General features: G+C 64.0%; 24 protein-coding genes. 13 read left to right on the top strand and 11 right to left on the bottom strand.

The genetic code is table 11. The features are described 5' to 3' along the window. Window positions 1–96 precede the first annotated feature (96 nt). On the bottom strand, window positions 97–765 hold the full coding sequence (gene yrfG / locus ACB039_RS04735; protein WP_371165229.1) for a GMP/IMP nucleotidase: 669 nt from the start codon (window positions 763–765) through the stop codon (window positions 97–99). 146 nt (window positions 766–911) lie between these two features. Between yrfG and nudE the strand changes: the two genes are divergently transcribed. From nudE to ACB039_RS04720, 3 genes are all read left to right on the top strand, one after another. Then, window positions 912–1,520: an ADP compounds hydrolase NudE gene (gene nudE, locus ACB039_RS04730; RefSeq protein ID WP_005327154.1), complete on the top strand. Its 609-nt coding sequence runs from the start codon at window positions 912–914 to the stop codon at window positions 1,518–1,520. Between the two features lie 41 nt (window positions 1,521–1,561). Next, window positions 1,562–2,374, top strand: a complete 813-nt coding sequence (gene cysQ / locus ACB039_RS04725) for a 3'(2'),5'-bisphosphate nucleotidase CysQ (RefSeq protein WP_139433953.1) — start codon at window positions 1,562–1,564, stop codon at window positions 2,372–2,374. 412 nt (window positions 2,375–2,786) lie between these two features. After that, on the top strand, window positions 2,787–4,052 hold the full coding sequence (locus ACB039_RS04720) for an aromatic amino acid transport family protein (RefSeq protein WP_263684608.1): 1,266 nt from the start codon (window positions 2,787–2,789) through the stop codon (window positions 4,050–4,052). Between the two features lie 72 nt (window positions 4,053–4,124). Here ACB039_RS04720 and ACB039_RS04715 read toward each other — a convergent pair whose 3' ends face one another. The 3 genes from ACB039_RS04715 to metJ form a co-directional block, all read right to left on the bottom strand. Further along, complete coding sequence (locus ACB039_RS04715; RefSeq protein ID WP_005327160.1) at window positions 4,125–4,463, bottom strand: tRNA-binding protein; 339 nt, start codon at window positions 4,461–4,463, stop codon at window positions 4,125–4,127. Between the two features lie 84 nt (window positions 4,464–4,547). After that, window positions 4,548–5,294 carry an AraC family transcriptional regulator gene (locus tag ACB039_RS04710; protein WP_263684620.1) on the bottom strand — a complete coding sequence of 249 codons (747 nt, stop codon included), beginning with the start codon at window positions 5,292–5,294 and terminating at the stop codon, window positions 4,548–4,550. A 35-nt stretch (window positions 5,295–5,329) separates the two neighbouring features. Continuing rightward, window positions 5,330–5,653, bottom strand: a complete 324-nt coding sequence (gene metJ / locus ACB039_RS04705) for a met regulon transcriptional regulator MetJ (RefSeq protein WP_005327165.1) — start codon at window positions 5,651–5,653, stop codon at window positions 5,330–5,332. 223 nt (window positions 5,654–5,876) lie between these two features. Here metJ and metB point away from each other — a divergent pair, with 223 nt between their 5' ends. Next, window positions 5,877–7,055, top strand: a complete 1,179-nt coding sequence (gene metB, locus ACB039_RS04700) for a cystathionine gamma-synthase (protein WP_043128488.1) — start codon at window positions 5,877–5,879, stop codon at window positions 7,053–7,055. Beyond that, window positions 7,055–9,523 carry a bifunctional aspartate kinase/homoserine dehydrogenase II gene (locus ACB039_RS04695; RefSeq protein ID WP_263684609.1) on the top strand — a complete coding sequence of 823 codons (2,469 nt, stop codon included), beginning with the start codon at window positions 7,055–7,057 and terminating at the stop codon, window positions 9,521–9,523. The genes metB and ACB039_RS04695 overlap by 1 nt, the downstream gene beginning before the upstream one ends. 67 nt (window positions 9,524–9,590) lie before the next feature. On the opposite strand, the gene ACB039_RS04690 is transcribed toward ACB039_RS04695, so the two are convergent. Further along, entirely contained in the window at window positions 9,591–10,280 is a 690-nt protein-coding gene (locus ACB039_RS04690; RefSeq protein ID WP_043128483.1) for an LrgB family protein, read from the bottom strand. Then, window positions 10,273–10,674 (bottom strand): CidA/LrgA family protein, encoded by a 402-nt coding sequence (locus tag ACB039_RS04685; RefSeq protein WP_139751557.1) that lies wholly within the window; start codon window positions 10,672–10,674, stop codon window positions 10,273–10,275. Before ACB039_RS04685 ends, ACB039_RS04690 begins: the two co-directional genes overlap by 8 nt. A 125-nt stretch (window positions 10,675–10,799) precedes the next feature. Between ACB039_RS04685 and ACB039_RS04680 the strand changes: the two genes are divergently transcribed. Then, a complete protein-coding gene (locus tag ACB039_RS04680; protein WP_371165228.1) occupies window positions 10,800–11,684 on the top strand; it encodes a LysR substrate-binding domain-containing protein in 885 nt (294 codons plus the stop codon). A gap of 3 nt (window positions 11,685–11,687) precedes the next feature. Here the strand turns inward: ACB039_RS04680 and ACB039_RS04675 are convergent, their stop codons facing one another. Further along, window positions 11,688–12,593, bottom strand: coding sequence for a hypothetical protein (locus ACB039_RS04675; protein ID WP_371165227.1), 906 nt, complete (start codon window positions 12,591–12,593; stop codon window positions 11,688–11,690). A 256-nt stretch (window positions 12,594–12,849) separates the two neighbouring features. Continuing rightward, the gene (locus ACB039_RS04670) at window positions 12,850–14,277 is read right to left on the bottom strand and encodes a PLP-dependent aminotransferase family protein (protein ID WP_371165226.1); all 1,428 of its coding nucleotides are present in this window, start codon (window positions 14,275–14,277) and stop codon (window positions 12,850–12,852) included. A 531-nt stretch (window positions 14,278–14,808) separates the two neighbouring features. On the opposite strand from ACB039_RS04670, the gene ACB039_RS04665 reads away from it, so the two are divergent. Genes ACB039_RS04665 through ACB039_RS04655 form a run of 3 tightly spaced genes read left to right on the top strand, consistent with a single transcriptional unit; the run spans window position 14,809 to window position 16,455 of the window. Then, on the top strand, window positions 14,809–15,273 hold the full coding sequence (locus ACB039_RS04665) for an OsmC family protein (RefSeq protein WP_371165225.1): 465 nt from the start codon (window positions 14,809–14,811) through the stop codon (window positions 15,271–15,273). A gap of 17 nt (window positions 15,274–15,290) precedes the next feature. After that, a complete protein-coding gene (locus ACB039_RS04660) occupies window positions 15,291–15,740 on the top strand; it encodes a rhodanese-like domain-containing protein (protein ID WP_043128472.1) in 450 nt (149 codons plus the stop codon). After that, on the top strand, window positions 15,730–16,455 hold the full coding sequence (locus tag ACB039_RS04655) for a GNAT family N-acetyltransferase (protein ID WP_371165224.1): 726 nt from the start codon (window positions 15,730–15,732) through the stop codon (window positions 16,453–16,455). The genes ACB039_RS04660 and ACB039_RS04655 overlap by 11 nt, the downstream gene beginning before the upstream one ends. A gap of 89 nt (window positions 16,456–16,544) precedes the next feature. On the opposite strand, the gene ybaK is transcribed toward ACB039_RS04655, so the two are convergent. Further along, on the bottom strand, window positions 16,545–17,015 hold the full coding sequence (gene ybaK, locus ACB039_RS04650) for a Cys-tRNA(Pro) deacylase (protein ID WP_005324867.1): 471 nt from the start codon (window positions 17,013–17,015) through the stop codon (window positions 16,545–16,547). 181 nt (window positions 17,016–17,196) lie between these two features. On the opposite strand from ybaK, the gene ACB039_RS04645 reads away from it, so the two are divergent. After that, window positions 17,197–18,678 (top strand): diguanylate cyclase, encoded by a 1,482-nt coding sequence (locus tag ACB039_RS04645; protein WP_371165223.1) that lies wholly within the window; start codon window positions 17,197–17,199, stop codon window positions 18,676–18,678. Between the two features lie 80 nt (window positions 18,679–18,758). Here the strand turns inward: ACB039_RS04645 and ppc are convergent, their stop codons facing one another. Beyond that, window positions 18,759–21,392 (bottom strand): phosphoenolpyruvate carboxylase, encoded by a 2,634-nt coding sequence (gene ppc / locus ACB039_RS04640; protein ID WP_005324863.1) that lies wholly within the window; start codon window positions 21,390–21,392, stop codon window positions 18,759–18,761. A 215-nt stretch (window positions 21,393–21,607) separates the two neighbouring features. Next, window positions 21,608–22,753 (bottom strand): acetylornithine deacetylase, encoded by a 1,146-nt coding sequence (gene argE, locus ACB039_RS04635; protein WP_323981391.1) that lies wholly within the window; start codon window positions 22,751–22,753, stop codon window positions 21,608–21,610. A gap of 261 nt (window positions 22,754–23,014) precedes the next feature. Here argE and argC point away from each other — a divergent pair, with 261 nt between their 5' ends. Genes argC through ACB039_RS04620 form a run of 3 tightly spaced genes read left to right on the top strand, consistent with a single transcriptional unit; the run spans window position 23,015 to window position 25,762 of the window. After that, complete coding sequence (gene argC / locus ACB039_RS04630; RefSeq protein ID WP_371165222.1) at window positions 23,015–24,022, top strand: N-acetyl-gamma-glutamyl-phosphate reductase; 1,008 nt, start codon at window positions 23,015–23,017, stop codon at window positions 24,020–24,022. 23 nt (window positions 24,023–24,045) lie between these two features. Next, entirely contained in the window at window positions 24,046–24,825 is a 780-nt protein-coding gene (gene argB, locus ACB039_RS04625) for an acetylglutamate kinase (RefSeq protein WP_371165221.1), read from the top strand. Window positions 24,826–24,850: 25 nt separating this feature from the next. Further along, window positions 24,851–25,762 (top strand): ornithine carbamoyltransferase, encoded by a 912-nt coding sequence (locus ACB039_RS04620; RefSeq protein WP_371165220.1) that lies wholly within the window; start codon window positions 24,851–24,853, stop codon window positions 25,760–25,762. Window positions 25,763–25,789: the final 27 nt, after the last annotated feature.

Raw genomic sequence — 25,789 nt, 5'->3', positions numbered from 1 at the left:
CCGATATCCATGAGAAAGGACTGCCTGGGCAGTCCTTTTGCTTGTCCGCTTGCTCATGGGGTCTGTGGCTTCCCCATTGATGCGAAAAATGCCGATTCACACGGCCAGCGGCAATAACTCGGCGTAGTCGCGGATCGCCGGGAAGGCGGTAATCTGCTGCTCCGGCTGGCGACTGTCCGGGTTCTGGATGGCGAGCTGATAGCCGATGCCGTAGTCGGCGGCGGCGCGCAGGATCCGCTCGCTGTCATCGACGAACAGGGTGCGGGCCGGATCGAATGCCAGTTGTTCTGCCAGCGCCTGCCAGCAGTGCTGGCTCTCCTTCGACCAGCCGAGCTCATGGGTGCTCACCATGAGATCCAGGTGGTCAGCCAACCCCAGCCGTGCATCCTTGACCGACAGGCTGGCGGGGTGGGCATTGGTGAAGAGCACCAGCTGCTTGCCCGCCGCCCGCAGGGCGGCCAGGAAGGGGATGACGTGGGGCCGCCACTGGATCTTGTCCAGTATCTCCTGCTTGAGGGCGCGGATGTCGAGTCCGAGGGTCCGGCTCCAGTAATCGACGCAGTACCAGTCGAGGGTGCCGCTGACAGCCTGATAGTGGGCATCGATCTGCGCCTTGGCGTCGGCCAGCGGCAGGCCGAGGCGCGCGGCGTAGCGTTCGGGCACCAGCTGCTGCCAGAGGTGGCTGTCAAAATGAAGGTCGATCAGGGTGCCATCCATGTCGAGCAGAACTGTGTCTATCTGGTGCCAGGGCAGTGGGGTGGGCATGAGGCCTCTTTGTGTCGGACTGGGTGGGGAAAACGGGGGGCATTATAACGGATTTTTCAGGCACCTTTCCGGCCCTTGCCCCGTGGTGTTCCCTCGGGGAGTCGTTTACTCTTGAAGCACTCTTTTTTAACGAGCAGTCAGCCCAGATGAGTGACCCCCACAAGTGCAAACCCGAACACGTCCGCGTCGAGGCCATGGCCCACGACAAGCGCAAGCCGGAGATCATCAAGGCCGAGCTGGTGGCCGAGAGTCGGCTGTTCAAGGTGGAATCCCTGCACCTGAAATTCAGCAACGGGGAGGAGCGGGTCTACGAGCGGATGCGCGGCGGCAACCGGGGTGCCGTCATGGTGGTGCCCCTGTTCGATGCCCACACCCTGCTGCTGGTGCGCGAATACGCGGCGGGCACTCACTCCTACGAGCTGGGCTTTCCCAAGGGGCTGATCGATCCGGGCGAAGATGCCTTCGAGGCGGGCAACCGGGAGCTGATGGAGGAGGCGGGCTTCGGGGCCCGTGACCTGATCCCTCTCAAGCAGGTCTCCCTGGCTCCCGGCTATTTTTCCAGCCGGATGGACATACTGCTGGCACGGGATCTCTACCCCGAGCAGCGGGTGGGCGACGAGCCCGAGCCCCTCGAGGTGATCCCCTGGCCCCTCAATCGCATCGACGAATTGCTGGCGCGACCCGACTTCACCGAGTCGCGCAGCATCAGTGCCCTGCTGCTGGCCAGCAAATGGCTGGCGGAGCAGGAAAGCTAGCCCAAGCGTGGGTAAAGGTAATAAAAACAGAGGATAACAAGATGCAGGAGTTGTTGGCCTGGATACCTGGGGTCAAGGAGATAGCCCGCGAAGCGGGACGTATCCTTCACGAAATCTATCACGGCGGTCAGTTCGAGCGTCAGCTGAAGGAGGATGCGACCCCGGTCACCAGTGCCGATCTTGCTGCCGATGCCTACCTCAAGCAGGCGCTGTCGGCGCTCACCCCCCATGTGCCCGTGCTGACCGAAGAGGCGGCCGATGTGCCCTTCAGCCAGCGTGCCAACTGGCGGCAATACTGGCTGGTGGACCCCCTCGACGGCACCGGCGAGTTCATCGCCGGCAGCGGTGATTTCGCCACTTTGATCGCCCTGGTGCGGGACAATGTGCCCGTGCTCGGGGTCATCTATGCCCCTGAGGCCGACGTGCTCTACTGGGCGGTGCGCGGCCACGGCGCTTTCAAGGAGGTGAACGGCGAGGTGTACCCCATCAGCGCCATGCACCACGAGCACGACCAGCCGGACTCCCTGGTGGTAGCCATCAGCCGCCGCCAGAAGCTGGAGAACCTGACCCGCCGCCTCAACCCGGCCATCAACTACGAGCTGATCCCGCTTGGCTCCAGCTCCCTCAAGTCCTGCCTGGTGGCGGAAGGGGCGGCAGACTGCTATGTGCGGCTCGGCCCCACCGGCGAGTGGGATACCGCCGCCGCCCAGTGCATCGTCGAGGCGGCGGGGGGGCGCATCCTCAGCCTGGCGTTGCAGCCGCTCAGCTACAACGAAACCGAGTCGCTGGAGAACCCTGACTTCATCGTGATGGGGGACCCGGATCTCGCCTGGGGCAAGATCCTGACTCACTGAGCCGGTTGAAATATAGCCAGCTCATCCAATCAGGCGGCCTCGTGGCCGCCTGATTGCTTGGTGTGATCCGCTGGCTTGCCACGGCATATTCAGGTGTATTCGCTACTTAAATGGATTGCTGTAGTGGATCATCACAATCAAACCCAAAGTGCTGGCATCTATTTTCAGGTAATTCTGAAAACTTCGCATTGGTCGAAATAAAAAATCGACCAGTGGTTATATTTTGGTTTTATATTTCGCGTAATTCGCCGTTTAAAGGTTTAACCGAACAGGGTGGACTGGAAATTCCGCCCAATCTCACTGGCTGAACCTGGCTTTGCCAGTGAGATCTGCCAATGCCGTTTTTTGAGAATTAAATGCTAAAGGAGCACAATATTTTTAGATTTTAATACTATATATAAGTGGTTTATCAATGAGTTCATCTGTAGAGGTCACCCGGGAGCTATCTGGTTCCCCATCCATCACCCGCACTGGCTGGTGCCGCCACGATACCCACTGGGTGATCAGCCTGTTTGGCACCGCCGTTGGCGCCGGCATACTCTTCCTCCCCATCAACCTGGGTCTGGGGGGCATCTGGCCCCTCGTTATCGTCGCCGTGCTGGCCGGCCCCATGACCTTCCTGGCCCATCGCGGGCTGGCGCGCTTCGTGCTCTCCTCTTCCCGCCCCCACGCCGACTTCACCGAGGTGGCCGAGGAGCACTTCGGCAAGATGGCCGGTCGCCTCATCTCGGCGCTCTACTTCCTCTCCATCTTCCCGATCCTGCTCATCTACGGGGTCGGGCTCACCAACACGGTGGAGAGCTTCATGATCAACCAGCTCGGCATGGATGCCCCGAACCGGGTGATGCTCTCCGGCCTGCTGGTGTTCGCCATGATCGCCGTGATGATGGCGGGGGAGAAGGCGATGCTGCGGGCCTTCGCCTTCATGGTCTACCCGTTGGCGGCCATTCTGGCGGCACTCTCCTGCTATCTGATCCCCCAGTGGCACTGGCCGGAAGTGACCGCGTTCGAGGGGGCCAGCTTCCTCAACACCGTCTGGCTGGCGCTGCCGGTCACAGTGTTCGCCTTCAGCCACGCTGCCGCCATCTCCGGCTTTGCCAACGTGCAGCGCCGGGAATATGGCGAGCAGGCTGAAGCAAAGAGCGGCCTGATCCTGCGTAACACCACCGTCATGCTGGTGGGCTTCGTGCTCTTCTTCGTCTTCTCCTGCGTGTTGAGCCTCTCTCCGGCCCAGCTGGCCGAGGCCAAGGCCCAGAACGTCTCCGTGCTCTCCTACCTCGCCAACATCACCGACAACCCTGTGATCGTGACCCTGGGGCCGCTCATCGCCTTCATCGCCATCAGCTCCTCCTTCCTCGGCCACTTCCTCGGCGCCCGGGAGAGCCTGAAAAGCTTGATCGCCAAGCCCACAGGGTTGTCGCTGGCAAAGGCGGACCGGCTCGGCATCGCCCTGATGTTCTTCGCCATCTGGGGGGCGGCTGTCATCAACCCCGGCATCCTCGGCCTGATGGAGACCCTCTCCGGCCCCGTCATCGCCATGATCCTCTTCATCATGCCGGTGGTGGCCATCTACAAGGTGGAGGCGCTGGCCCGCTTCCGTCACGGCTGGGTGAACGGCTTCATCCTGCTGACCGGTTCGCTCTCGGTCTCGGCCCTGCTCTTCAGCCTGCTGAAGTAACAGCGGCGCGATGGCTAAAAAGAGAAGAGGCGACCCCGGGGTCGCCTCTTCTCTTTCATGGGGCACAGTGTCTCAGCCCAGCTTGGCGCCGTTCTCCACCGCCTGCTCCGGGATGGCCATCACCACGGCGCCATCGGCCCGGTAGAAGCCGGTCAGCAGAAACTCCGACTGGATGGGACCTATCTGCTTGGCCGGGAAGTTCACCACGGCGACTATCTGGCGCCCCACCAGATCCTCCGGTTGATAGAGATCCGTTATCTGGGCGCTGCTCTTGCGCACCCCGAGCTCGGGGCCGAAATCCGCCCACACCTTGTAGGCGGGCTTGCGCGCCTCGGGGAAGGGCTCGACCCGCACCAGGGTGCCCACTCTCAGCTCCACCATCTCGAACTGCTGCCAGCTTATGGTCTGCATCTTGGCTCCTCCTTTCACACACCTTGCATTGACCCCAGCATGCCTCGAAACGACAGCCCCTGTCTTCGGCAAGGGGCCGGACTGTTATGGCTGCGGGCCGTTTTGCTGGCGCCAGCGGGAGGGGGTGAGGCCCGTCTCGGCCAGGAAACGCTCGGCGAAGGCTCCCTGATCCTGATAGCCGCAGCGGCTGGCCACCTCGCCTATGGGCAGGGCGGTCTGGGCGAGCAGGGTGCGTGCCAGCGCCATGCGCCGACTGCGAATGTAGTGGGAGGCGCTCATGCCGAACTGCTGGCGAAAGGCGTACTTGAACTGGCTCTGGCCGAGGCAGGCAACAGCAGCGAGCTGCTGATTGGTCAGTGCAGCCGCAAGGTTGGCCTCGATATGGCGCTGCACTCTTGTCATGCGGGGGGCCAGGGTGGGGCCCATGCCCTGACTCTGGGCCAGGAGGCCCAGCCAGACCTGCTCCATGCCGGCTACATGGCGACCCTGGCGCACCATCTGATGCAGGAAGGCGAGGTAGTGGCGCTGGGGTTCGTCCAGGGGGATGAAGTGGCGTTCGCCAAGGGCCTCCGGCAGCCAGTGGCTCTCCTGCACCAGGAAGGAGAGCGCCGGGTCGGCGGCGTAGTCGTGGCGAAGACCGGGGGCGATGACGCAGGCAAAGCCAGGCGCGAGGCGACGTCCCTGGCCCTGCACCTCGATCTCGAGGGGGCCGTCCAGGGGGATCACCAGCTGGGCGAAGTCGTGGCTGTGGCTGCTGATGTCGCTCTGGTAGCAGCGCAGGCTGAACGGGCAGTGGGCGGATAAGGATGACGCGGCACCGGGCCGCGTCATCGAAGAGGGGGGATTATGTGCCATGGGCCACCGGATTACTCGGCGTCGAAATCTTCGATCTCTTTGCCGAGCGCCTCCATGATGGCGCGGGCCTCGGCGGGGACGCTGTCCGGATGATCCTTGCGCAGATCGTCGTCACAGGGCAGCGGCTGACCGGTGAATGCGTGCAGGAAGGCCTCACAGAGCAGCTCGCTGTTGGTCGCATGACGCAGGTTGTTCACCTGGCGACGGGTGCGCTCATCGGTCAACACCTTCAGCACCTTGAGCGGGATCGAGACAGTAATCTTCTTGACCTGTTCGCTCTTCTTGCCGTGCTCCGCATAGGGGCTGACGTAGTCGCCGTTCCACTCTGTACCCATGTTCCACCTGTTCTCGTTTGGCCGTGAGCGCGGATTTTAACCCTTAAGGATCTCAATGGCAATCCAACAGCAAAGCCATTTAGACGTCTAGAAGTGTTGACGGCTTTTTTAAGGTGGCGTAGTGTGATGCACCATGGACCGGCACTCCGGCCAGCGCAAATGAGAGCGGGGCAGGACGACCCACGAGGCGGACCGGCTCCGGCAACACATCAAGGAGAGTGACATGACCCACAAGGCCACCCTGGCGGTACGCACCGGGATTGAGACAGACACACAACACGGTGCCGTGGTGCCCCCCATCTACCTCTCCAGCAACTACACCTTTGCCGACTTTGGCGAGCCCCGTCAATACGATTATGCCCGCTCGGGCAACCCGACTCGCACCAATCTGGCGGACGCTCTGGCTGCCCTGGAAGGGGGCGCCGGCGCCGTGGTGACCGGTACCGGCATGGGAGCCGTTCACCTGGTGACCACGGCCCTGCTCAAGGCGGGGGATCTGCTGATCGCCCCCCACGACTGCTACGGCGGCACCTGGCGCCTGTTCGAGTATCTGGCGGCCAAGGGCCACTACAGGGTGCAATTCGTCGATCAGGGGGACGAGTCGGCGCTCGCCGAGGCGCTGGCGCAGCAGCCGGCCCTGGTGTGGGTAGAGACCCCTTCCAACCCGCTGCTGCGGGTGGTGGACGTGGCCGCCATCGCCACCGCCTCCCATGAGGTGGGTGCCAGGGTGGTGGTGGACAACACCTTCCTCTCCCCGCTGCTGCAACAGCCGCTCTCGCTGGGGGCCGACGTGGTGGTGCATTCGACCACCAAGTACATCAACGGCCACTCCGACGTGGTGGGCGGGGTCGCGATCGCCAAGGAGGCCGAGCTGGCCGAGTCTCTGGTGTGGTGGGCCAACTGTCTGGGACTCACCTCCGGTGCCTTCGACTCCTACCTCACCCTTCGTGGCCTGCGCACCCTGGCGCCGCGCCTGCGTGCCCATCAGGAGAACACGGACAGGATCCTGGCCTTCCTGCAGCAGCAGCCGCTGGTCAAAAAAATCTATCACCCCAGCCTGCCGAGCCACCCGGGCCACGAGATTGCGCGCCGTCAACAGTCCGGTTTCGGCGCCATGCTAAGTTTTGAACTCGATTGCAACGAGACGGGGCTGCGCGCCTTCCTCGCGGCGCTGCGTCTCTTCTCTGTGGCGGAATCCCTCGGCGGGGTGGAGAGTCTGGTGGCCCATCCGGCCAGCATGACCCACAGGGCCATGACCCCGGCGGCGCAGCAGGCGGCGGGCATCAGCGCCCAGTTGCTGCGCCTCTCGGTGGGCATAGAACACGGTGAAGACCTGGTGGCCGATCTGGCTCAAGGCTTTGAACAGGCGCAGTTGGCACAACAGGCAGAACAGGTGAAGTAATGGAACAGCAACAGCAAGGAGAGAGTGCGGTGGCGGCAGAGAGAGCCTTGAAGCGGCGTCATGTGCACAAGTTTGGCGGCAGCAGCCTGGCGGATCCTGTCTGCTATCGCCGGGTCGCCAGCATTCTCGAACAACAGGCCGAGCAGCAGGGCGGGGGCAGGGAACTGGTGGTGGTCTCCGCCGCTGGCAAGACCACCAACCGGCTGATCCAGCTGGTGGAGCTGGCCGAGGCGGGTGATGAGGCCGCGGGCGAAGCCATCACGGCCCTGCACGCCTATCAGCAGAGCCTGATCGACGGTCTGCTGGAGGGAGAGTTGCAGCTCGACTTGAGCCAGCAGCTGACCGACGACATGCAACTGATCGCCAAGACCTTGGAGGGGCAGTTCGATCGCTTCGCGCGCAATGGCCTGCTTGCCTTTGGCGAGGTGTGGTCGGCGCGCCTGCTGGCCGCCCTGCTCACCAGCCGCGGCGACAAGGCCATCTGGCTCGACGCCCGCAGCTTCCTGCGCGCCGAGGATGGCGCCCTGGTCAAGGTCAACACCGCCATCTCCAGCGAGTTGCTCAAGGCCCGTCTGGTCGAACACCCCGGCCGCATCGTGGTGACCGGCTTCATCGCCGCCGACATGGAGGGGCGCTCATTGCTGCTCGGTCGCAACGGCTCCGACTACAGCGCCAGCTTGCTTGCCGCCCTGGCGGACGGGGAGTCCACCACCATCTGGAGCGACGTAGCCGGGGTCTACAGCGCCGACCCGCGTCGGGTCAAAGAAGCCCGTCTGCTGGAGCGCCTGAGTCTGGCGGAAGCCAACGAGCTGGCCCGTCTCGGCTCCTCCGTGCTCCATTCCCGCACCCTGCAACCGGTGGCCGACAGCCGCCAGCGCCTCACCCTGCGCTGCAGCTACAACCCGGACGAAGGCTGCACCCATATCCTGCGCCGCGCCCCCCGCTCCGGCGGCGCCCGCATCGTCTCCTCGGTGGATCAGATTGCCCTCATCGAGCTCAAGGTGCTGCCCCAGACCGGCTATGAGCAGACGGTGGCCGCCATCGAGGCCCATCTGGCCCGCCATCGCCTCCACCCGCTCACCCTGCAGCGCCAGCCGGATCGTCGGATCCTGCGTCTGGCCTATACCCTGGAGGTGGCACAAGGGGCCTTCGAGGTGCTGCGGGACTTCCAGCTGCAGGGAAGCTTCACAGGCCTGATCCAGAAGGAAGGGTTCAGTCTGGTGGCCCTGGTGGGCGCAGGGGTGACCGACAACGCCGAGCAGTGTCACCGCTTCTATCAACTGCTGGCGGATCAGCCGCTGGAGTTCGTCCAGGTGGCCAGAGACGGCCTGAGCCTGGTGGCCGTGCTGCGCCAGGTGGTGCTGGAGCCCCTGCTTATCGCCCTGCACAGCGCCCTGTTCAGCCGTCCGACCCGGGTCGGTCTGGTGGTGTTCGGCAAGGGCAACATAGGGGGTCAGTGGCTCAGCCTCTACGCCCGGGAGAAGGCGCGGCTCGAGCACGAGCTCAATCTGGCGCTCACCCTCTACGGGGTGTTCGACTCCAAGGGAGGCCTGCTGGATGAGGAGGGGCTGGATCCCCTCAAGGTGCGTGACAACTTCAATCCCAAGCCGCTGATCTGGCCGGAGCTGCTCTCCCAGCTGGAGCAGCACGGTTTTGACTCCCTGATCGCGCTCGACATGACAGCCAGCGAGACGGTGAGCCGCTACTACCCGGACTTCGCCCAGCTCGGCTGCCACATCATTGCGGCCAACAAGTTTGCCGGTGCCGCCGACAGCGAGTTCTACCAGCGCATCAAGCAGAGCTGCCGCGATCATCAGGTGCAGTGGCGCTACAACGCCACCGTGGGGGCCGGGTTGCCCATCCAGTCCAGCATCCAGATGCTGCGCCAGAGCGGGGATCGCATCCAGGGAGTCTCCGGCATCTTCTCCGGCACCCTCTCCTGGCTGTTCCAGCAGTATGACGGCAGCCGCCCCTTCTCCGAGCTGGTGGACGAGGCCTGGCAGCACGGTCTGACCGAGCCGGATCCCCGGGAGGACCTCTCCGGTCAGGACGTGCGCCGCAAGCTGCTCATCCTGGCGCGGGAGGCGGGCTTCGAGCTCGACTCCGCCGACATCGAGCTGGAGAACCTGGTGCCGGTCTCCCTGCGCAAGGTGAGCACGGATCAGTTCATGGACAGGCTCAAGGAGCTGGATGATCCCATCCAGACCGCGTTCGAGGGGGCACGCCGGGTCGGCAAGGTGCTGCGCTACGTCGCCCGTTTCGAGCACGACGGCAAGGCGCGGGTCGGGCTGGAGACCCTGGAGCCCCACCATCCGTTCGCCAACCTCCTGCCCTGCGACAACGTGTTTGCCATCGAGAGCGACAGCTATCGCACCAATCCGCTGGTCATTCAGGGGCCGGGGGCGGGGCGCGAGGTGACGGCAGCTGCCATTCAGTACGACTTGTGGCAGATCTGCGCCAGCCTGTGAGGGACTGGTGGATGATACAAAGAAGAGGCGCCCAAGGGCGCCTCTTCTCGTTGGGGGTCGCAATGCCTTACCAGAACAACTTGCCCAGCAGGGGGGCGAGCAGCACAGTTGCCATGCCGGCTATCATCATCACCATGCTGGAGACCACCCCCTCCTCGTTGCCCATCTGATAGGCCCGGGCGGTACCGGCGCCGTGGGCGGAAGCGCCGAAGCCCGCCCCCTTGCCGAGGCGGCTGCGGATGGCGAGCACCGTCAGCACGCTCTCCCCCACCGCCATGCCGATCACCCCGGTCAGCACCACGAACAGGGCGGTGAGATCGGCGTTGCCACCCACGGAGCGGGTCGCCTCCACCGCGAAGGGGGTGGTGATGGATCGCATGGCCATGCTGCGCTGCAGCAGCTCGGAGAGGTTCAGCCAGCGGGCCAGCAGCACTGTGCTGCCCACCGCCATCACCACAGAGGCGATCACTCCCACCGATAGGGAGAGCCAGTGGCGGCGCATCAACTCGCGGTTCTCGTAGACGGGCACCGCGAAGGCGACGGTGGCCGGACCCAGCAGCCAGAGCAGCCAGTGGGATTCGGCCATGTAGTCCTGATAGGGGATGTTGAACAGCACCACCACGGCCACCAGCAGGGCGGGGGCCAGCAGCAGCGGCATCAGGGGCAGGATGCGCTTCTTGCCATAGAGCCACTTGCTGGCGTAGTAGAACAGCAGGGTGAGGGCGAAGCAGAGCAGGCCGAGCAGGGTGTCAGACATGGCGGCGGCTCCGGCGGGCCAGCTTCAGCTCCAGGCGATAGACCCTGTCCACCACCAGGGCCGTGGTGCCGAGCACCAGCACAGTGCTTGTCACCAGCACCACCATGATGCGCCACCCCTCCTGCAGCAGCAGCTCCTGATAGTTGACCACGGCTACCACGGCGGGGACGAAGAACAGCAGCATCTCTGCCAACAGCCAGCGGGCTCCGGCGCTGAACCACTGGGCCTTGACCACCCCGAGCAGGATGCAGACCAGCAGCAACAGCATGCCGGTGAGGTTGGCGGGCAGGGGCAGGTGGAAGGTGCGTACCGCGGTGTCGGCCAGCAGCCAGATGGCCGCCAGCAGGGCGATTTGGAAGGGGGTTTGCAACCAGCGAAGGCAGAAGGCTTTCATGATGGGCGTCTTTCTGTGAACCTGGTCACAGTATAAGCGGGGGCTAAACCTGCAAAAAATGAATTTAAATTATGAAAAATATGCCAAATTGGCATTATTTGGCGATCACCCCAGACGAGCGTCCCATGGATATCCGAGCCCTGCGTTACTTTGTCGAACTGGTGCGGGAGAAGAGTTTCACCCGCGCCTCCGAGAAGCTGTTCGTCACCCAGCCCACCATCAGCAAGATGATCCGCAACATGGAGGAGGAGCTGGGCCAGCCCCTGCTCAATCGGGAGGGACACAGCTTCACCCTGACCGACAGCGGCCAGGTGCTGTTTGCCCGTGGCCAGCTAATCCTGGCCCAGATGCAGCAGCTGGAGGCGGAGCTCGCGGATCTGCAGAGCCTGCAGCATGGGCGCCTGGCGCTCGGCATACCCCCCATGGTGGGTCACGTCTATGCGGATCTCATCCGCGCCTACCGCAGCCGCTATCCCAGGGTGGAGCTCTCGATTGTCGAGTACGGCGGGCGCCGCATCGAGCAGGCGGTGCTGGAGGGGGAGCTGGATCTCGCCATCACCATGCTGCCGACCAGGGAAGAGGGGGTACTGAGTGCGCTGGAGCTGGACTGCTATCCCATACAGGTGGTGCTGCCGGACCTGCCCCGCTGGTGTGGGGGCAGCGAGATCCGGCTGGCGGATCTGCAGGAGGAGCCCTTCCTGCTCTACACCCAGGCCTTCACCCTGAGCGAGCGACTGGAGCAGGCCTGTCAGCAGGCGGGCTTCGTGCCCCAGGTGGCGGCGCGCAGCAGCCAGTGGGATTTTCTCACCGCCATGGTGCGCAGCGGCATGGGGGTCGCCTTTTTGCCCGAGCCCATCTGTCGGCGACTGACGCCGGACGGCCTGGTGTTGCGTCCCCTGTTGCCGGAGCTGAGTTGGCGACTCGGGGTGATCTGGCCCGCGAAACGTTACCTCTCCCGCACTGCCGAGGCCTGGCTCGCCCTGTGTCGAGAGCAGGGGGCGCGGGGCTAGGCGCTACTTGCCGACCTTGCCCGTCTTGTCGTCGGGAGGCATGCCGAAGGTATCCCGGGCCGGATCATAGAGATAGGATCTGTAGTCGCTCCCCTCGGCGGGCAACTGGGGGTTGCTCAGCCTGAACAGCTGGCGCGAGGTCAGTTGGGTGAACGCCAGGGAGGGTTGGAAGTGCTGGCGCCAGAGCCGCTGGAGTGAGCCGTCCTGCCAGGCCAGCCGCAGACCGAGCTGGATGCGCTCGCGCTCCTTGTGGTAGGTGACATGGCTGTAGAAGGCGTGGATCAAGGGATAGAAGAGGATCACATGGCGATCGACGGCGAGGGTCGGCAACCTGGGGTGGTGGGTCTCCCACTCCGCCAGTATCTCGTTGGCACCGCGACAGAAGAGGTCGACCCGGCCCCGGGCCACCATGCGAAACAGCGACTCGTAGTTGTCCACCTCCTGCACCTGGAAGCCGTTGTGGCGCAAGATATCGGCATCCTGCCACCCCTTGCCACTTCCCTGACTGAACGCCTGCAGTTGTGCCAGGGTGCGGACCCCGGCCAGCGCCTCAGCACGGTCGGCGCCGACGAAGCAGACCCGGTAACCGAGAATGCCGAGATCGATGGGGAAGGGGATCCGGCTGACCTCTGGGTGAGGCGTCTTCTGGGGCCAGTTGTCGATGATGAAGAGGGCATTTCTGCCCGGCTTTTGCACCTCGAGCCGCATCCGCGCCTTGTTCATCTTGAGGGAGTCGTGCAGCTCGTAGTCGCCATATTGCTGGCGGGTCTTCTCCAGCGCCAGTCGCATCGCCTCCCGGTAGTAGTCCATGCGGGCATCCTGTTCATTCTCCGGGCTGAGCAGGGTAAATCGGGTGGCCGCCATCGGGGAGGAAAAGAGGGAGAGCGTGAGGAGCAGGAGTCGATGCATCTTGGCCGGGTTCTACAACGGGATTGTGCCCATTATAGTTCGGGGCCCCCTGCCTACACAGCGCTATTGGCCCCGGCTCCTCTGACCTCTGGGCCTGGCTTCAGACGATTTTTACCTGCGAACCCGACTGGGGACACAGTGCGATTGTGGGGGCCGGACGCCTCTGACTTCTGGGCCTGGCCTCAGACGGCATTTATCTGCGACCTCAACAGGCAGCAGAGTGTGATGATGGGACCCGGGCTCTTCTGGCCTAACCTCAGACCGATTCCATCAGGGCGCCCAGCTGGCGGCACAGCTGGCGCAGGGTCTGGTTGTCGAGACAGCCGAAGCCGAGCAACCAGCCCTCCCGGGTGGGCGGGGCGAGGTGATACTGACGCAAGGGGCGCAGCCCCAACCCCCGGGCGTTGGCCGCCTCAGTCCAGCGGGCCTCTCCCCCGGCGGGGAGCAGCACGGCGCACTGCAACCCGGCGCCGCTGTGGACGGGGGTGAGCCTTGGGCAGTGCTCGGCCAGCTCGGCCAGCAGCAGATCCCGCCGGCTCTGGTAAACGAGACGGCTCTGGCGCAGGTGAGTGGCGAAGTGGCCGGCGCGGATGAAGTCCGCGGTGACCGCCTGCTGCAACTGGTTGCTGTGGCCGTCGACGGCGGCGCGAGCCCGGCTGAATGCCTCCATCAGGGGGCGCGGCAAGACTAGGTAGGCGAGGCGCAAGGAACCAAACAGCACCTTGCTGAAGGTGCCCACATAGAGGACGCGCCCCTGACCATCCAGCCCCTGCAGGGCGGGGAGCGGCCGCTGATCGTACTGGTACTCCCCGTCGTAGTCGTCTTCCAGGATCCAGGTGCCGCGCCGCTCGGCCTCCGCCAGCAGTGCCATGCGGCGCGGCAGGCTCATGGGCACGCCCAGGGGGTACTGGTGGGCCGGGGTGCAGTAGATGAGCCTGGGGCTGGGGTGTTCACCGGCGGGGTTGAGCCCCTCCTCGTCCACCGGCACCGGGTGGATGCGGGCGCCGGCGCTCTCCATGGCGGTGCGGGCACCGGGATAGCCCGGATCCTCCACCCAGACGGTGTCACCGGCATCGATGAGCAGCTGGGTCGCCAGCAATATGCCCTGCTGGGAGCTGGTGAGGATCAGGATCTGCTCCGGCTCGCACACCACGCCCCGCGACTGTACCAGGTAGCTGCTGATGGCGGCGCGCAGCGTGGCCAGCCCTTGCGGATCCCCGTAATTCATCCAGTCGCTGGCCCCCTGACGCCACTGCTGCTGCATCAGGCGACCCCAGAGTGCCTGGGGAAAGAGGCGGGGATCCGGCTGGCTGGAGGCAAAGGAGTTGCCCACTTCGGGCACCTCGTGGCAAGCCCCCCCTTGCGCCATCTCCTGACCACGGCGTGAGAGCCCCGCCGCCGACTGGGGCGGGCGCGGAGCGGGGCGCACCGCCGCCAGGGCGACGAAGCTGCCGGCCCCCACCTTGCGCACCAGATACCCTTCCGCCTCCAGTCGGCCATAGGCCAGCTCCACCGTGCTGCGGGAGATGCCGAGATCCCGGGCCAGCATGCGGCTGGCCGGCAGCCTGCCGTGCAGCGGCAGATGACCCGCCAGTATCGCCTCCCGCAGGGTGCGCACCAACTGTTCGTGCAGGGGAAGATCGTTTTGCTGCTGGTCGGTAAAGAGGGTTGGCAGGACTGTCATGATTGGCCTCCGTGGGGGCGGGGCAGATGGCCCCCCCATCCGGATATCGCCTCACGCAGGGTGCGCACCAACTGTTCGTGCAGGGGAAGATCGTTTTGCTGCTGGTCGGCAAAGAGGGTTGGCAGGACTGTCATGATTGGCCTCCGCGGGGCCGGGGCAGATGGCCCCCCCATCCGGATATTGCTTCGCGCAGGGTGCGCACCAGCTGTTCGTGCAGAGGAAGATCGTTTTGCTGCTGGTCGGCAAAGAGGGTTGGCAGGACTGTCATGATTGGCCTCCGCGGGGGCGGGGCAGATGGCCCCCCCATCCGGATATCGCCTCCCGCAGGGTGCGCACCAGCTGTTCGTGCAGGGGAAGATCGTTTTGTTGCTGGTCGGCAAAGAGGGTCGGCAGGACTGTCATGGCACTTCCCGTTGCGGATAAATTGGTCTGCCCATATTGGCAAAATTGGTCGGCGTGGCAAGGCCATTTTGTCGCTACATTGGTGGGCAAGGAAGTGAAGCAATCCCATTGGCTACAGAAGGAGTCTGCATGTCGGAATACAGCGCCACCATCAGCTGGCAGCGAGGGGCCAGCGAGCCTTTTGTCGATCAGCGCTACAGCCGGGCCCATGAGTGGGCGTTTGACGGTGGAGTCAGGGTGCCCGCCTCCTCCTCCCATGTGGTGCCCTTGCCTTGGTCGGTGGCCGAGCACGTGGATCCCGAGGAGGCCTTCGTCGCATCCCTCTCCAGTTGTCACATGCTGACCTTCCTCTGGCTGGTCGCCAGGGCGGGTTATCTGGTGGAGAGCTACCGGGATGAGGCCGTCGGCGTCATGGAGCAGAACGAGCGAGGTCGCCAGTCCATTACCCGGGTTACCCTGCGCCCCAGGGTGCGGTTTGGCGGCGAACGCCGGCCCGATCTCGCCGCGCTGGAGCGGTTGCACCATCAGGCCCACGAGGAGTGCTTCATCGCCAACTCGGTCAACACAGTCGTCACCACAGAGATAGCGCTCTAATCACAAGGAGGTTCAGGATGAGTCATGTATTGAGTACCGGGGTCGCGAGCCCGCTGGAGGCCAGCGCGTTTTTCGAGGCCCAGTTGAAGTTTCGCACCGATCCGGCGGATCTCGCCGCCGATCTGCTGGCCGGGGAGGCGGACGAGAGGGGCAGCATAGTGGTCATCGACACCCGCTCCCCCGCGCACTACGCCGAGGGTCATATTCCCGGTGCCATCTCCTTCCCCCATCGCACCATGAGCCCGGCGACCACCCAGGGGCTGTCGCGGGACAGGGTCTATGTCTGCTACTGCGATGGCATCGGCTGCAACGGCTCGACCCAGGGGGCGTACAAGCTGGCGGCCCTGGGCTTTCGGGTCAAGGAGCTGATCGGCGGCCTGCACTGGTGGCGCCAGGACGGCTTCGCCGTCGCCACCGGCAGCGAGGCCGGCGTCTTGCTGGAAGGGGGGATCGCCTGTGCCTGCTGAATCCCTCTTCAACGGCCATGGCCAACCCCTGGGGGAGTCTCTGCCCGACTGGCGGGGCGCCGAGTTCCCTCCTCATCGGGTGCTGAGCGGCTGGGGCTGTCGCCTGGAACCGCTCGATCCCGAGCGCCACGGCGGCAGCCTGTGGCAGGCCTTCTGTGCCGACAGCGGGGCCATGTGGACCTACCTCACCAGCGGCCCCTTCGAGAATGAGGCGGCCATGCTGGCCTGGCTGCGAGGGGTCGCCGCCAAGGCCGATCCCCAGTTCTATGCCATTGTCGATGAGAGGAGCGGCCGGGCGCTGGGGCTCGCCAGCTACCTGCGCATCGACCCCGCCGCGGGCAGCGTGGAGGTGGGCTGGCTGCACTTCTCGCCGGCCCTGCAGCAGTCGCGGCTGGCGACGGCGGCCATGGCGCTGATGATGGCCAATGCCTTCGCCCTGGGGTATCGCCGCTACGAGTGGAAGTGCAATGCCCTGAACCGGCCCTCCTGGCAGGCGGCGCTGCGGCTCGGCTTTTGCTATGAGGGGACGTTCCGCCAGGCGCGGGTGGACAAGGGGCACAGCCGGGATACCGCCTGGTTCTCGGTGATAGACGGCGAGTGGCCCGCTTTGAAGGGCTGTTTCGAGCCCTGGCTGGCGGATGCCAACTTCGACGAGCAGGGGCGCCAGCGGCTGCGCCTCTCCGAGCTCACCGCCGCCTGCCGGGTGACGCCATAAGCCTGTGGTCCCTTGGGCCTGAAGGGCAAAACGCAAGAGGACCCGATTGCGGGGCCTCTCTCATGCTGGATGTTGCTTGATGAGTGAACTCATTCATGGTGCTCGCCGATGGGGGCGGCTATCCACTTCATCAGGCGCACCATGTCCTCGGGCGCCACCCCGACCGAGAGGCCGCGCTTGCCGCCACTCACCAGGATCTCGTCAAACGCCATGGCGGAGTCGTCCAGCACGGTCGGCAACAACTTCTTCTGGGCCAGCGGGCTGATGCCGCCCACCTTGTAGCCGGTCAGCTTCTCGGCATCGGCCGGCTTCATCATCTCCACCTTCTTGAGGCCGGTGGCCTTGGCGAGCTGTTTGAGGCTGCACATGCCGGAGGAGGGGACTATGGCGACCACCGCCTGCTTGTCGTGGTGAGCCAGCAAGGTCTTGAACACCTGAGCCTGGGGCAGGCCGAGCTGGGTCGCGGCATGCTTGCCGAAATCGTCGTGGGCTTCGCACTCGTAGGGATAGAGCTTGTGGGGGATTTTCAGCTTCTTCAGCAGGTTGATGGCGGGTGTCATGGGGTCTCCTCGGGCCGGAACAAGGCCAGACAGTCTGCGCCCGAGGGCCAGATGTGGCAAGTGTCAGCCTTCACCCCCCATGGGGGCCTCTGTTCGCGCAACCGGATGCCGGATCCTATGATCTGAGCTCTTGTTCCCGCATTCCACCGCGATGCGATGGCGATCGAAAGGAATCGTAGCCATGAATACCCCAGCAATCCGCTCTCGCGATATCGACACGTTCGATCGTTATGAGGCCCTGGCCCGGCTGACCGCCCTCGACCGGACCTACGGCATGGTCGAGTTCGATCTGGATGGCCGCATGGTGTCGGTCAACCTGCTGTTCTGCCGCATGTTCGGCTATGCCCCCGATGCGCTGGTCGGCCAGTCCCATCTGCTGCTGTTGCCGCCGGAGCTGCACGCCGAGTACGGACGCTTCTGGCAGGGCGTGTTGAAGGGCGAGATCCACTCGGGGGAGTTTCGCCGCGTCATGCACGATGGCGGTACCCTCTGGATCCATGCCACCTACATGCCCATCACCGACGAAGCGGGGGCCCTGCTCGGGGTGATCAAGCTGGCCCACGACATCACCTCCGAGGTGCTGGCCAAGCAACGGGTCGAGCAGCAGAGCCAGCTGTTCGACATCGTCGTGGCCGCCCATCAGAGCTTTCTGCTCGACCGCAACCTGGCATCCGCCTGCGACACCGTGTTCGAGCGGCTGCTGAGCGTCAGCCAGAGCACCTATGGCTTCATCGGCATCGTCCAGTACGAGGAGGGGCTGCCCAGCCTCTACATCCCCTCCATCTCGAACGTCTCCTGGGACGATGCGACCCACGCCTGGTACGAGCAGCAACGCCAGAACCGGGGCGGCCTCATCTTCAGCAAGCTCGACAACCTGTTCGGCCACGTGGTGACCCACAACACCCTGGTGTGCTGCAACGATCTGCCGAGTCATCCGGCGAGTCGCGGCGTCTCCCCCCGGGGGCACCCCCGTCTGGACAGTTTTCTCGGCATCCCCATCCGCCACAAGGGGGAGGCCATCGGGATGATCGCCCTGGCGAACCGTCCCTGTGGCTTCGACGAAACCCTGGTGACTCAGCTCGAACCGCTCACCACGGCGCTTGGCACCCTGATCCACGCTCGCAATCTGGAGGATGAGCGCAGCCGGATGGAGCGGGTGCTGCGCTTCAACGCCGAGCACGACTTTCTCACCAAGCTGCCCAACCGCAGCAGCTTCTTCACCCAGGCGAATGTCCTGCTCGATCATATCCAGCGCCATCCGGCCGAGGGAGAAGCCTGCTGCCTGGTCCTCATCGATATCGACTTTTTCAAGCAGATCAACGATGAGCATGGTCACCTTGCCGGGGATGCTGTGCTCGAGGAGCTGGCGCGTCTGCTGATGCAGGCGGTGCGCAGCCAGGATCTGGTGGCGAGGTTTGGCGGGGAGGAGTTCATCATGCTGCTGCGCGGCACCACCCTGGAGGAGGCTCGCGCCATCATGGAGCGCATCCGGCAACTGGTCGAGCAGCACAGCTTCCTGTATCAACACCAGACGATCACCGTCACCATCAGCCTGGGCCTCACCCCCTATCAGATGAGCTACCGCTGCATGGATGACTGGTTGTTGTGCGTGGATCAGCGCCTCTACGAGGCCAAGCGCCTCGGACGCAACCGGATTGCCTAGGCTGGCTGGACAGCAGAAACAGAAAGGGCGCCATATAGGCGCCCTTTTATATCAGGAAGAGGTGCTTGATGGCCTGGCCATCAACCCGTGTTGCGCATGCCGGCGGCGATACCGGCGATGGTGACCATCAGCGCCTGATCCAGCTCGGGGTGCAGAGTTTCAGGGTTTTTGCGCGAGCGACCCAGCAGCTCGACCTGCAGCACGTTGAGCGGGTCTGTGTAGGGGTTGCGCAGCTTGATGGACTCCTTTATCCAGGGCTGGTCGTCCAGCAGGTCTCCCTGCGGGCGCAGCTCCAGCACCACCTGGATGGAGTCGGAGAGCTCCTGACGCAGCTGCTTGCCGAGGGCCCACAGCTCTTTGGGCACCAGACGGGTGTCGTAGTACTCCGCCAGCCAGAGGTCGGCCTTGAGGAACACCATCTCCAGCATCTCGAGACGGGTGCGGAAGAAAGGCCACTGGCGGCTCATCTCGTCCAGCACGCTCTTCTGACCGTCATCTATGGCCTGCTGCAGACCCTTGTGGGCACCGAGCCAGGCCGGCAGCATCAGCCGGTTCTGGGTCCAGGCGAAGATCCAGGGGATGGCGCGCAGGCTCTCGACGCCGCCGTTGGGCTTGCGCTTGGCGGGACGGGAACCGAGCGGCAGTTTGCCGAGCTCCATCTCCGGGGTGGCGGCGCGGAAGTAGGGCACAAAGTCCGGATGGCCGCGCACTATGCTGCGGTAGTGATCGCAGGAGACGGTGGCCAGCTGCTCCATCACGGCGCGCCAGCACTCCTTGGGCTTGGGTGGCGGCAGCAGGTTCCCCTCCAGCACGGCGCTGGTGTAGAGGTTCAGGCTGTGGATGGCGACCTTGGGCAGGCCGAACTTGAAGCGGATCATCTCGCCCTGTTCGGTGACCCGCAGACCACCGCGCAGGGATCCCGGCGGTTGGGACAGGATCGCCTGATGGGCGGGGGCGCCGCCGCGACCGACGGTACCGCCACGGCCATGGAACAGGGTCAGGCGGATGTTGTTGGCTTCAGCCAGCCCCACCAGGGATTCCATGGCGGCGTACTGGGCCCAGCCGGCGGCCATCATGCCCGCGTCCTTGGCGGAATCCGAGTAACCGATCATCACGTACTGACGACCCTGGATGTAGCCGCGATACCAGTCCACCGACAGCAGGCGATCCATCACGGCGGTGCCTGCCATCAGATCTTCCTGGGTCTCGAACAGCGGGGCGACCGGCATGCGGAACTTGCAACCCGCCTCCTTCAGCAGCAGCTGCACCGCCAAGACGTCGGACGGTGCACCGGCCATGGAGATGATGTAGATGCCGAACGCATCGGGGTCGTGACCGGCGATCACCCGGCAGGTGTCTATGGTCTCGCGGGTCTCGTCGCTCGGTGCCCAGTCGGTGGGGATCAGCGGGCGGCGGGAGTTCAGTTCGTTGAGCAGGAAGGCCTGCTTGTCGTCCTCGCTCCACTCGGCGTAGTCACCCATGCCGAGGTAGCGGGTCAGCTCGGAGAAGACCTGACCATGACGCTCACCGTCCTGGCGGATGTCCAGCTTGACCAGATGGATGCCGAAGCAGGCCAGCTTGCGCAGCACGTCCAGCAGCATGCCGTCGGCGATGTTGCCCATGCCGCAGGCGTGCAGGGAGTGGTAGCAGAGCTCCAGCGGCTCGCGCAGCTGGGCCGTGGTCTTGATGAGATCGCGGCTCTCGCTCGCCTGACCCTGCACCTTGGCGGTGAGGAACTCCTGGGTCTCGCGCAGTTGCTCGCGCAGCTCGCGCACCAGGGCGCGGTAGGGCTCGGGGTTGTCACCGACCCGGGCGCGCACGGCCTCGGTACAGTCGGCCATGGAGAGCTCGGAGGTGAGCTCCTTGATGTCGCGGTAGAAGAGGTTGACCGCCATCCAGCGGCCCAGCTCCAGCACCTCGGCGGTCACCTTGGCGGTGACGAAGGGGTTGCCGTCGCGGTCACCGCCCATCCAGGAGGTGAACTTGACCGGCGCGGCATCCAGCGGCAGGCGCACACCCAGGTGGTGTTGCAGGCGCTCGTCCAGATTGCGCATGAATTCGGGAATGGCCGGCCACAGGCTGTTTTCCACCACGGCGAAGCCCCACTTGGCTTCGTCCACCGGGGTCGGACGCTGCTCGCGGATCTCGTTGGTGTGCCAGGCCTGATTGACCAGCTGTTCGATGCGATTGAGGATCTTGTCCCGCTCGCGGGGCAGCAGATCGGAGAGCTCCAGCGCTTCCAGGCAGTCGTTGAGCTGCACGTGCTTGTGGATCAGGGTACGACGGGTCACCTCGGTGGGGTGGGCGGTCAGCACCAGGTCGATGTCCAGCTCGCGTACCGCCTGGATGATGGCCTCCTGGGAGAGGTTGGAGGCTTTTAGCTTGGCAAACATCTGCTCAAGCGGGTCCGGCGTGCACTCCTGCTCTTCGCAGCGGCGGGAGATGGTGTGGAACTGCTCCGCCACGTTGGCCAGATTGAGGAACTGGCTGAAGGCGCGGGCCACGGGCAGCAGCTCGTCATCGGAGAGAGTACGCAGGGTCTCTAGCAGGCGTTCCCGGTCTGACTCGTTGCCCTTGCGGGAGGACTTGGCCAGTTGACGAATGGTCTCAATCTTGTCGAGGAAGGCTTGACCCTGATGATCCTTGATGGACTTCCCCAGCAGTTGGCCCAACATGCCTACGTTGGCCCGTAGGGCGGCGTACTTTTCGTTCATTCCACATCCTTATTTGGTTGGTGCCCCTTGACCTTCCGAGGGGAGAGGCAGCCTCACTTATTGTTGTGCGATTACAACATATGCTCCGTCATCTTAGGGGGACAATCTACCCAGATTGTCTGCGCAAGGTCAAATAACAGGCCGATTCAGAACATGTATTTCCCTCACCTGTCCCGAGGCGGCATGTCATGTAACTTACTTACATTCCCCTCGACCTAGGCGCAGAAACGCCGGATCAGGTGCTGCAGCACCGCCGTGGTCGGTTTGACGAACGAGAGATCCAGGTATTCATCGGGCTGATGGGCCTGAGTGATATGGCCCGGGCCCATCACTATGGTCTGGCATCCCAACTGCTGGATAAAGGGGGCCTCGGTACAATAGTTCACGGATTCGGCGGCCCGACCGCTCGCCCGCTCGGCCTCGCGTACCAGATCGGAGCCGTCCTCGCAGGCATAGGCCGGAATGGGTTCGTGCAGGTGTTGCAGGTGCAGGCAGCCCGGCTGGTGAACTTCGATGGGGGAGAGCGCCTCTTTCAGCAGGCCCATCAGTTCATCCGGTCCCACCTGAGGGGTGGGCCTCATGTCGATGTGCAGCTCGCAGCAGCCGCAGATGCGGTTCGGGCTGTCGCCCCCCTGGATGTAGCCCAGATTCAACGTGGGCTGGGGCACGGCGAATCTGTGGTCGGCATAGCGATCCTTGAGATCCTGCTGAAGTTTGAGCACCTGGCCCATGGCTTTGTGCATGATCTCCATGGCGTTGACGCCGTTGGCGGGATCCGAGCTGTGACCGCTTCGGCCTGTGATGCGAATGGCCTCCGACATGTGGCCCTTGTGAGCCACTACGGGCACCAGACCGGTCGGTTCACCGATCACCGCATAGTCGGGTTTGATCTCGGCCGCCGCGGCGATGGCGCGGGCCCCCGCCATGGTGGTCTCCTCGTCGGCGGTGGCCAGGATGCGTAGCGGCTTGCTGAGGGTGGTCAGATCAATATCTTTCAGCGCCTCCACGATAAAGGCGAAGAAGCCCTTCATGTCGATGGTGCCGAGCCCGTACAGGCGGTTGCCCTCCTCGGTTACCTTGAAGGGATCCTTGCTCCAGCCTCCCTCGTCGAACGGCACAGTATCGGTGTGACCTGCCAGCAGCAGGCCCCCTTCCCCCTGGCCATAGGTCGCCACCAGATTGAATTTGCCCGGCAGGTCGGGCAATGCCGTCACCTCGCACTGGAAGCCGAGCTGGCCGAACCAGTCGGCCAGCAGCCGGATCACCGCCTCGTTGCTCTGATCCCAGCGAGGATCCGTGCTGCTGATAGAGGGAATCGCAATAATATTCTTATAAAGTGAAAAAAAATCCAGATTGGCCATCAGCTCCTCCTTGCGTCCCCGGAGTGTTTCTGTTAGAAAATACAAATGCAAAGTGAGTGCATGAATATTCTGTTCAAGTGCTCATCAACAAGGCTTCTAGTTGTAAGGGAAAGTTAATGTTCTGTCACCTGATCTGTAACCGACGACGCATATCCGCCTGAATTGCCCCTCCGCATTCGTTGCATCTAAGGGGCGATAGCCGACCCCTTGCACCGCAGCACCACGCTGTGAATTTCGAACCCAGACTTGGAATACTCAAACATGCTCAATACCGTTATCGTCGGTGCCAGTGGCTACGCGGGGGCCGAACTGGCCGCACTGGTCCAGAACCATCCAGAACTCAAGCTGTTCGGCCTCTATGTCTCCGCCGGCAGCCAGGACGCCCACAAGCGTTTCTCTTCCCTGCATCCTCAGTGGGTCGGTGAGCTGGATCAGCCGCTGCTGCCGCTGGACGAGGACGGCATGACCCGGATCCTGACCCAGGCCGACCTGGTGCTGCTGGCCACCGCCCACGAGGTGAGCGCCGAGCTTGCCCCCAAGTTCCTGGCCAAGGGGCTGCCGGTGTTCGATCTCTCCGGCGCCTTCCGGGTCAAGGATCAGGGGTTCTACGCCTCCTTCTACGGTTTCACCCACGAGAGCGAGCAGTGGCTGGAACAGGCCGTCTACGGTCTGGCGGAGTGGAATGCCGATGCCATTGCCGCTGCCCAGCTGATTGCGGTGCCCGGCTGCTATCCGACCGCCTCCCTCTGCGCCCTCAAGCCGCTGCAGCAGGCCGGTCTGATTGCCAAAGAGTGGCAGCCCATCATCAATGCCGTCTCCGGTGTCTCCGGGGCCGGTCGCAAGGCCGCCATCAACACCAGCTTCTGCGAGGTTAGCCTGAGCCCCTACGGCACCTTCAATCACAGACACCAGCCGGAGATCAGCCACCACCTCGGCAAGGGGGTGCTGTTCCAGCCCCACCTTGGCAACTATGTGCGGGGCATACTGGCCACCATCTATGTGCAACTGGCGGATGGGGTGACGCAGACCCAGGTGGATCAAGCCTATCTCAAGGCCTATGAAGGCAAGCCCCTGGTGCGCCTCACCGGCCAGATGCCCTCCATCCGTGGCGTGGCCAATACCCCTTACTGCGACCTCGCCTGGCAGCAGCAGGGCAACATGCTGGTGGTGGTTTCCGCCATCGACAACCTGCTCAAGGGCGCCGCCTCCCAGGCGATGCAGTGCATAAATATCAAGTTTGGTTTTGAACCGGCCACCGGCCTGATTTAACGCTTTAAGGAAGGATCGAGAAGATGGACAAGCAGACGCTGGTAATCAAGTTGGGCGGCGCCCTGATCGAGAACGACGAGGCCCTGACCGCCCTGTTCGCCACCCTGAAAACCTTCCTGGACGATCAGCACCGTCCCCTGGTGCTGGTGCACGGTGGTGGCTGCCTGGTGGATGACCTGCTCAAGGGGCTGGGGATGACCTCCACCAAGAAGAACGGCCTGCGGGTCACCCCGTTCGAGCAGATCCCCTTCATCGCCGGGGCCTTGGCGGGCACCGCGAACAAGATGATGATGGCCAAGGCCATCGCCACCGGCATCCCTGCTGTGGGGCTCTGCCTCGCCGACGGCGGCCTCTGCCAAGTGACCCAGCTAGATCCGGATCTCGGCGCCGTGGGTGACTGCCAGCCGGGCAACCCGGCGCTGGTGGCCGGCATCCTGGGGCAGGGTTTCCTGCCGGTGGTGAGTTCCATCGGCATCACCGCCGACGGCCAGCTGATGAACGTCAACGCGGATCAGGCGGCCACGGCGATTGCCGAGGCGCTGGGCGCCGATCTGGTGATGCTGTCGGATGTGAGCGGCATCCTGGATGGCAAGGGCAAGCTGGTGCCGCAGTTGGACAAACAGAGCGCGCTGGACCTGATGGAGAAGGGCGTTATTCGCGATGGCATGGCGGTCAAGGTGAAGGCCGCCCTGCATGCCGCAGAGACCCTGGGCAAACCTGTCTGTGTCGCCAGCTGGCGCTACCCGGAGCAACTGCTCAAGCTGCTGGCGGGCGGCGCCGTCGGCACCCAAGTCACCCTCTAACCCTGGCCGGAAAAAGGAACATCCAATGCAACATCTTCTGAAAGACAGCGACCTGAGCAAGGCCCAGATAGAGGCACTGATTGCCCTGGGCAAATCGGTCAAGGCCGACCCCAAGAAGTACGGCCAGGCGCTGGCGGGCAAGAGCGTGGTCACCTTGTTCGAGAAGCCCTCCCTGCGCACCCGGGTCACCTTCGACATCGGCATCGCCCGGCTCGGCGGTCACAGCGTCTACCTGGATCAGCAGAACGGCGCGCTCGGCAAGCGGGAATCGGTGAAGGATTTCGCCGCCAACCTGTCGCGCTGGTGTGACGCCATCGTCGCGCGGGTGTTCGATCACCAGACCCTGGTCGAGCTGGCGGAGCATGGTTCTGTGCCGGTGGTGAACAGCCTGTGCAACCTCTACCACCCCTGCCAGGGGCTGGCGGACTTCATGACCATCAGCGAGCACTACAGCGATCTCTCCAAGGTGAAGCTGGCCTACCTTGGCGATGGCAACAACGTCAGCCACTCCCTGCTGCTGCTGGGGGCGACCCTTGGCACCGACGTGACCCTGATCTGCCCCAAGGGCCATGGCCCGGATACCCAGATCTTCCTGCAGGCCCAGGCGCTGGCTGCCGATTCCGGCGCCACCATTCACATCAGCGATGACGTGGGGGATATCGAAGGGTTTGACGTGGTTTACACCGATACCTGGGTCTCCATGGGTGACAACACGCCAATGGAGCAGGTAAAAGATATCTTTATGCCTTATCAGATCAACCAGGCCCTGCTCGACCGCACCGGCATCCAGCATGTGCTGCACTGCCAGCCGGCGCACCGGGAGCTGGAGATCACCTCCCAGGTCATGGATGGCCCAGCCTCCCTCATCATGGACGAGGCCGAGAACCGTATGCATATCCAGAACGCCGTGCTGCTGACGCTTTTGGGTCATAAATAAGCCGGCGACCGACCCTGAATCACAACC

The sequence above is a fragment of the Aeromonas sp. S2(2024) genome (assembly GCF_041402505.1).
Lineage (GTDB): Bacteria > Pseudomonadota > Gammaproteobacteria > Enterobacterales > Aeromonadaceae > Aeromonas > Aeromonas media.
This window is presented reverse-complemented; position numbering and strand designations above follow the sequence as displayed.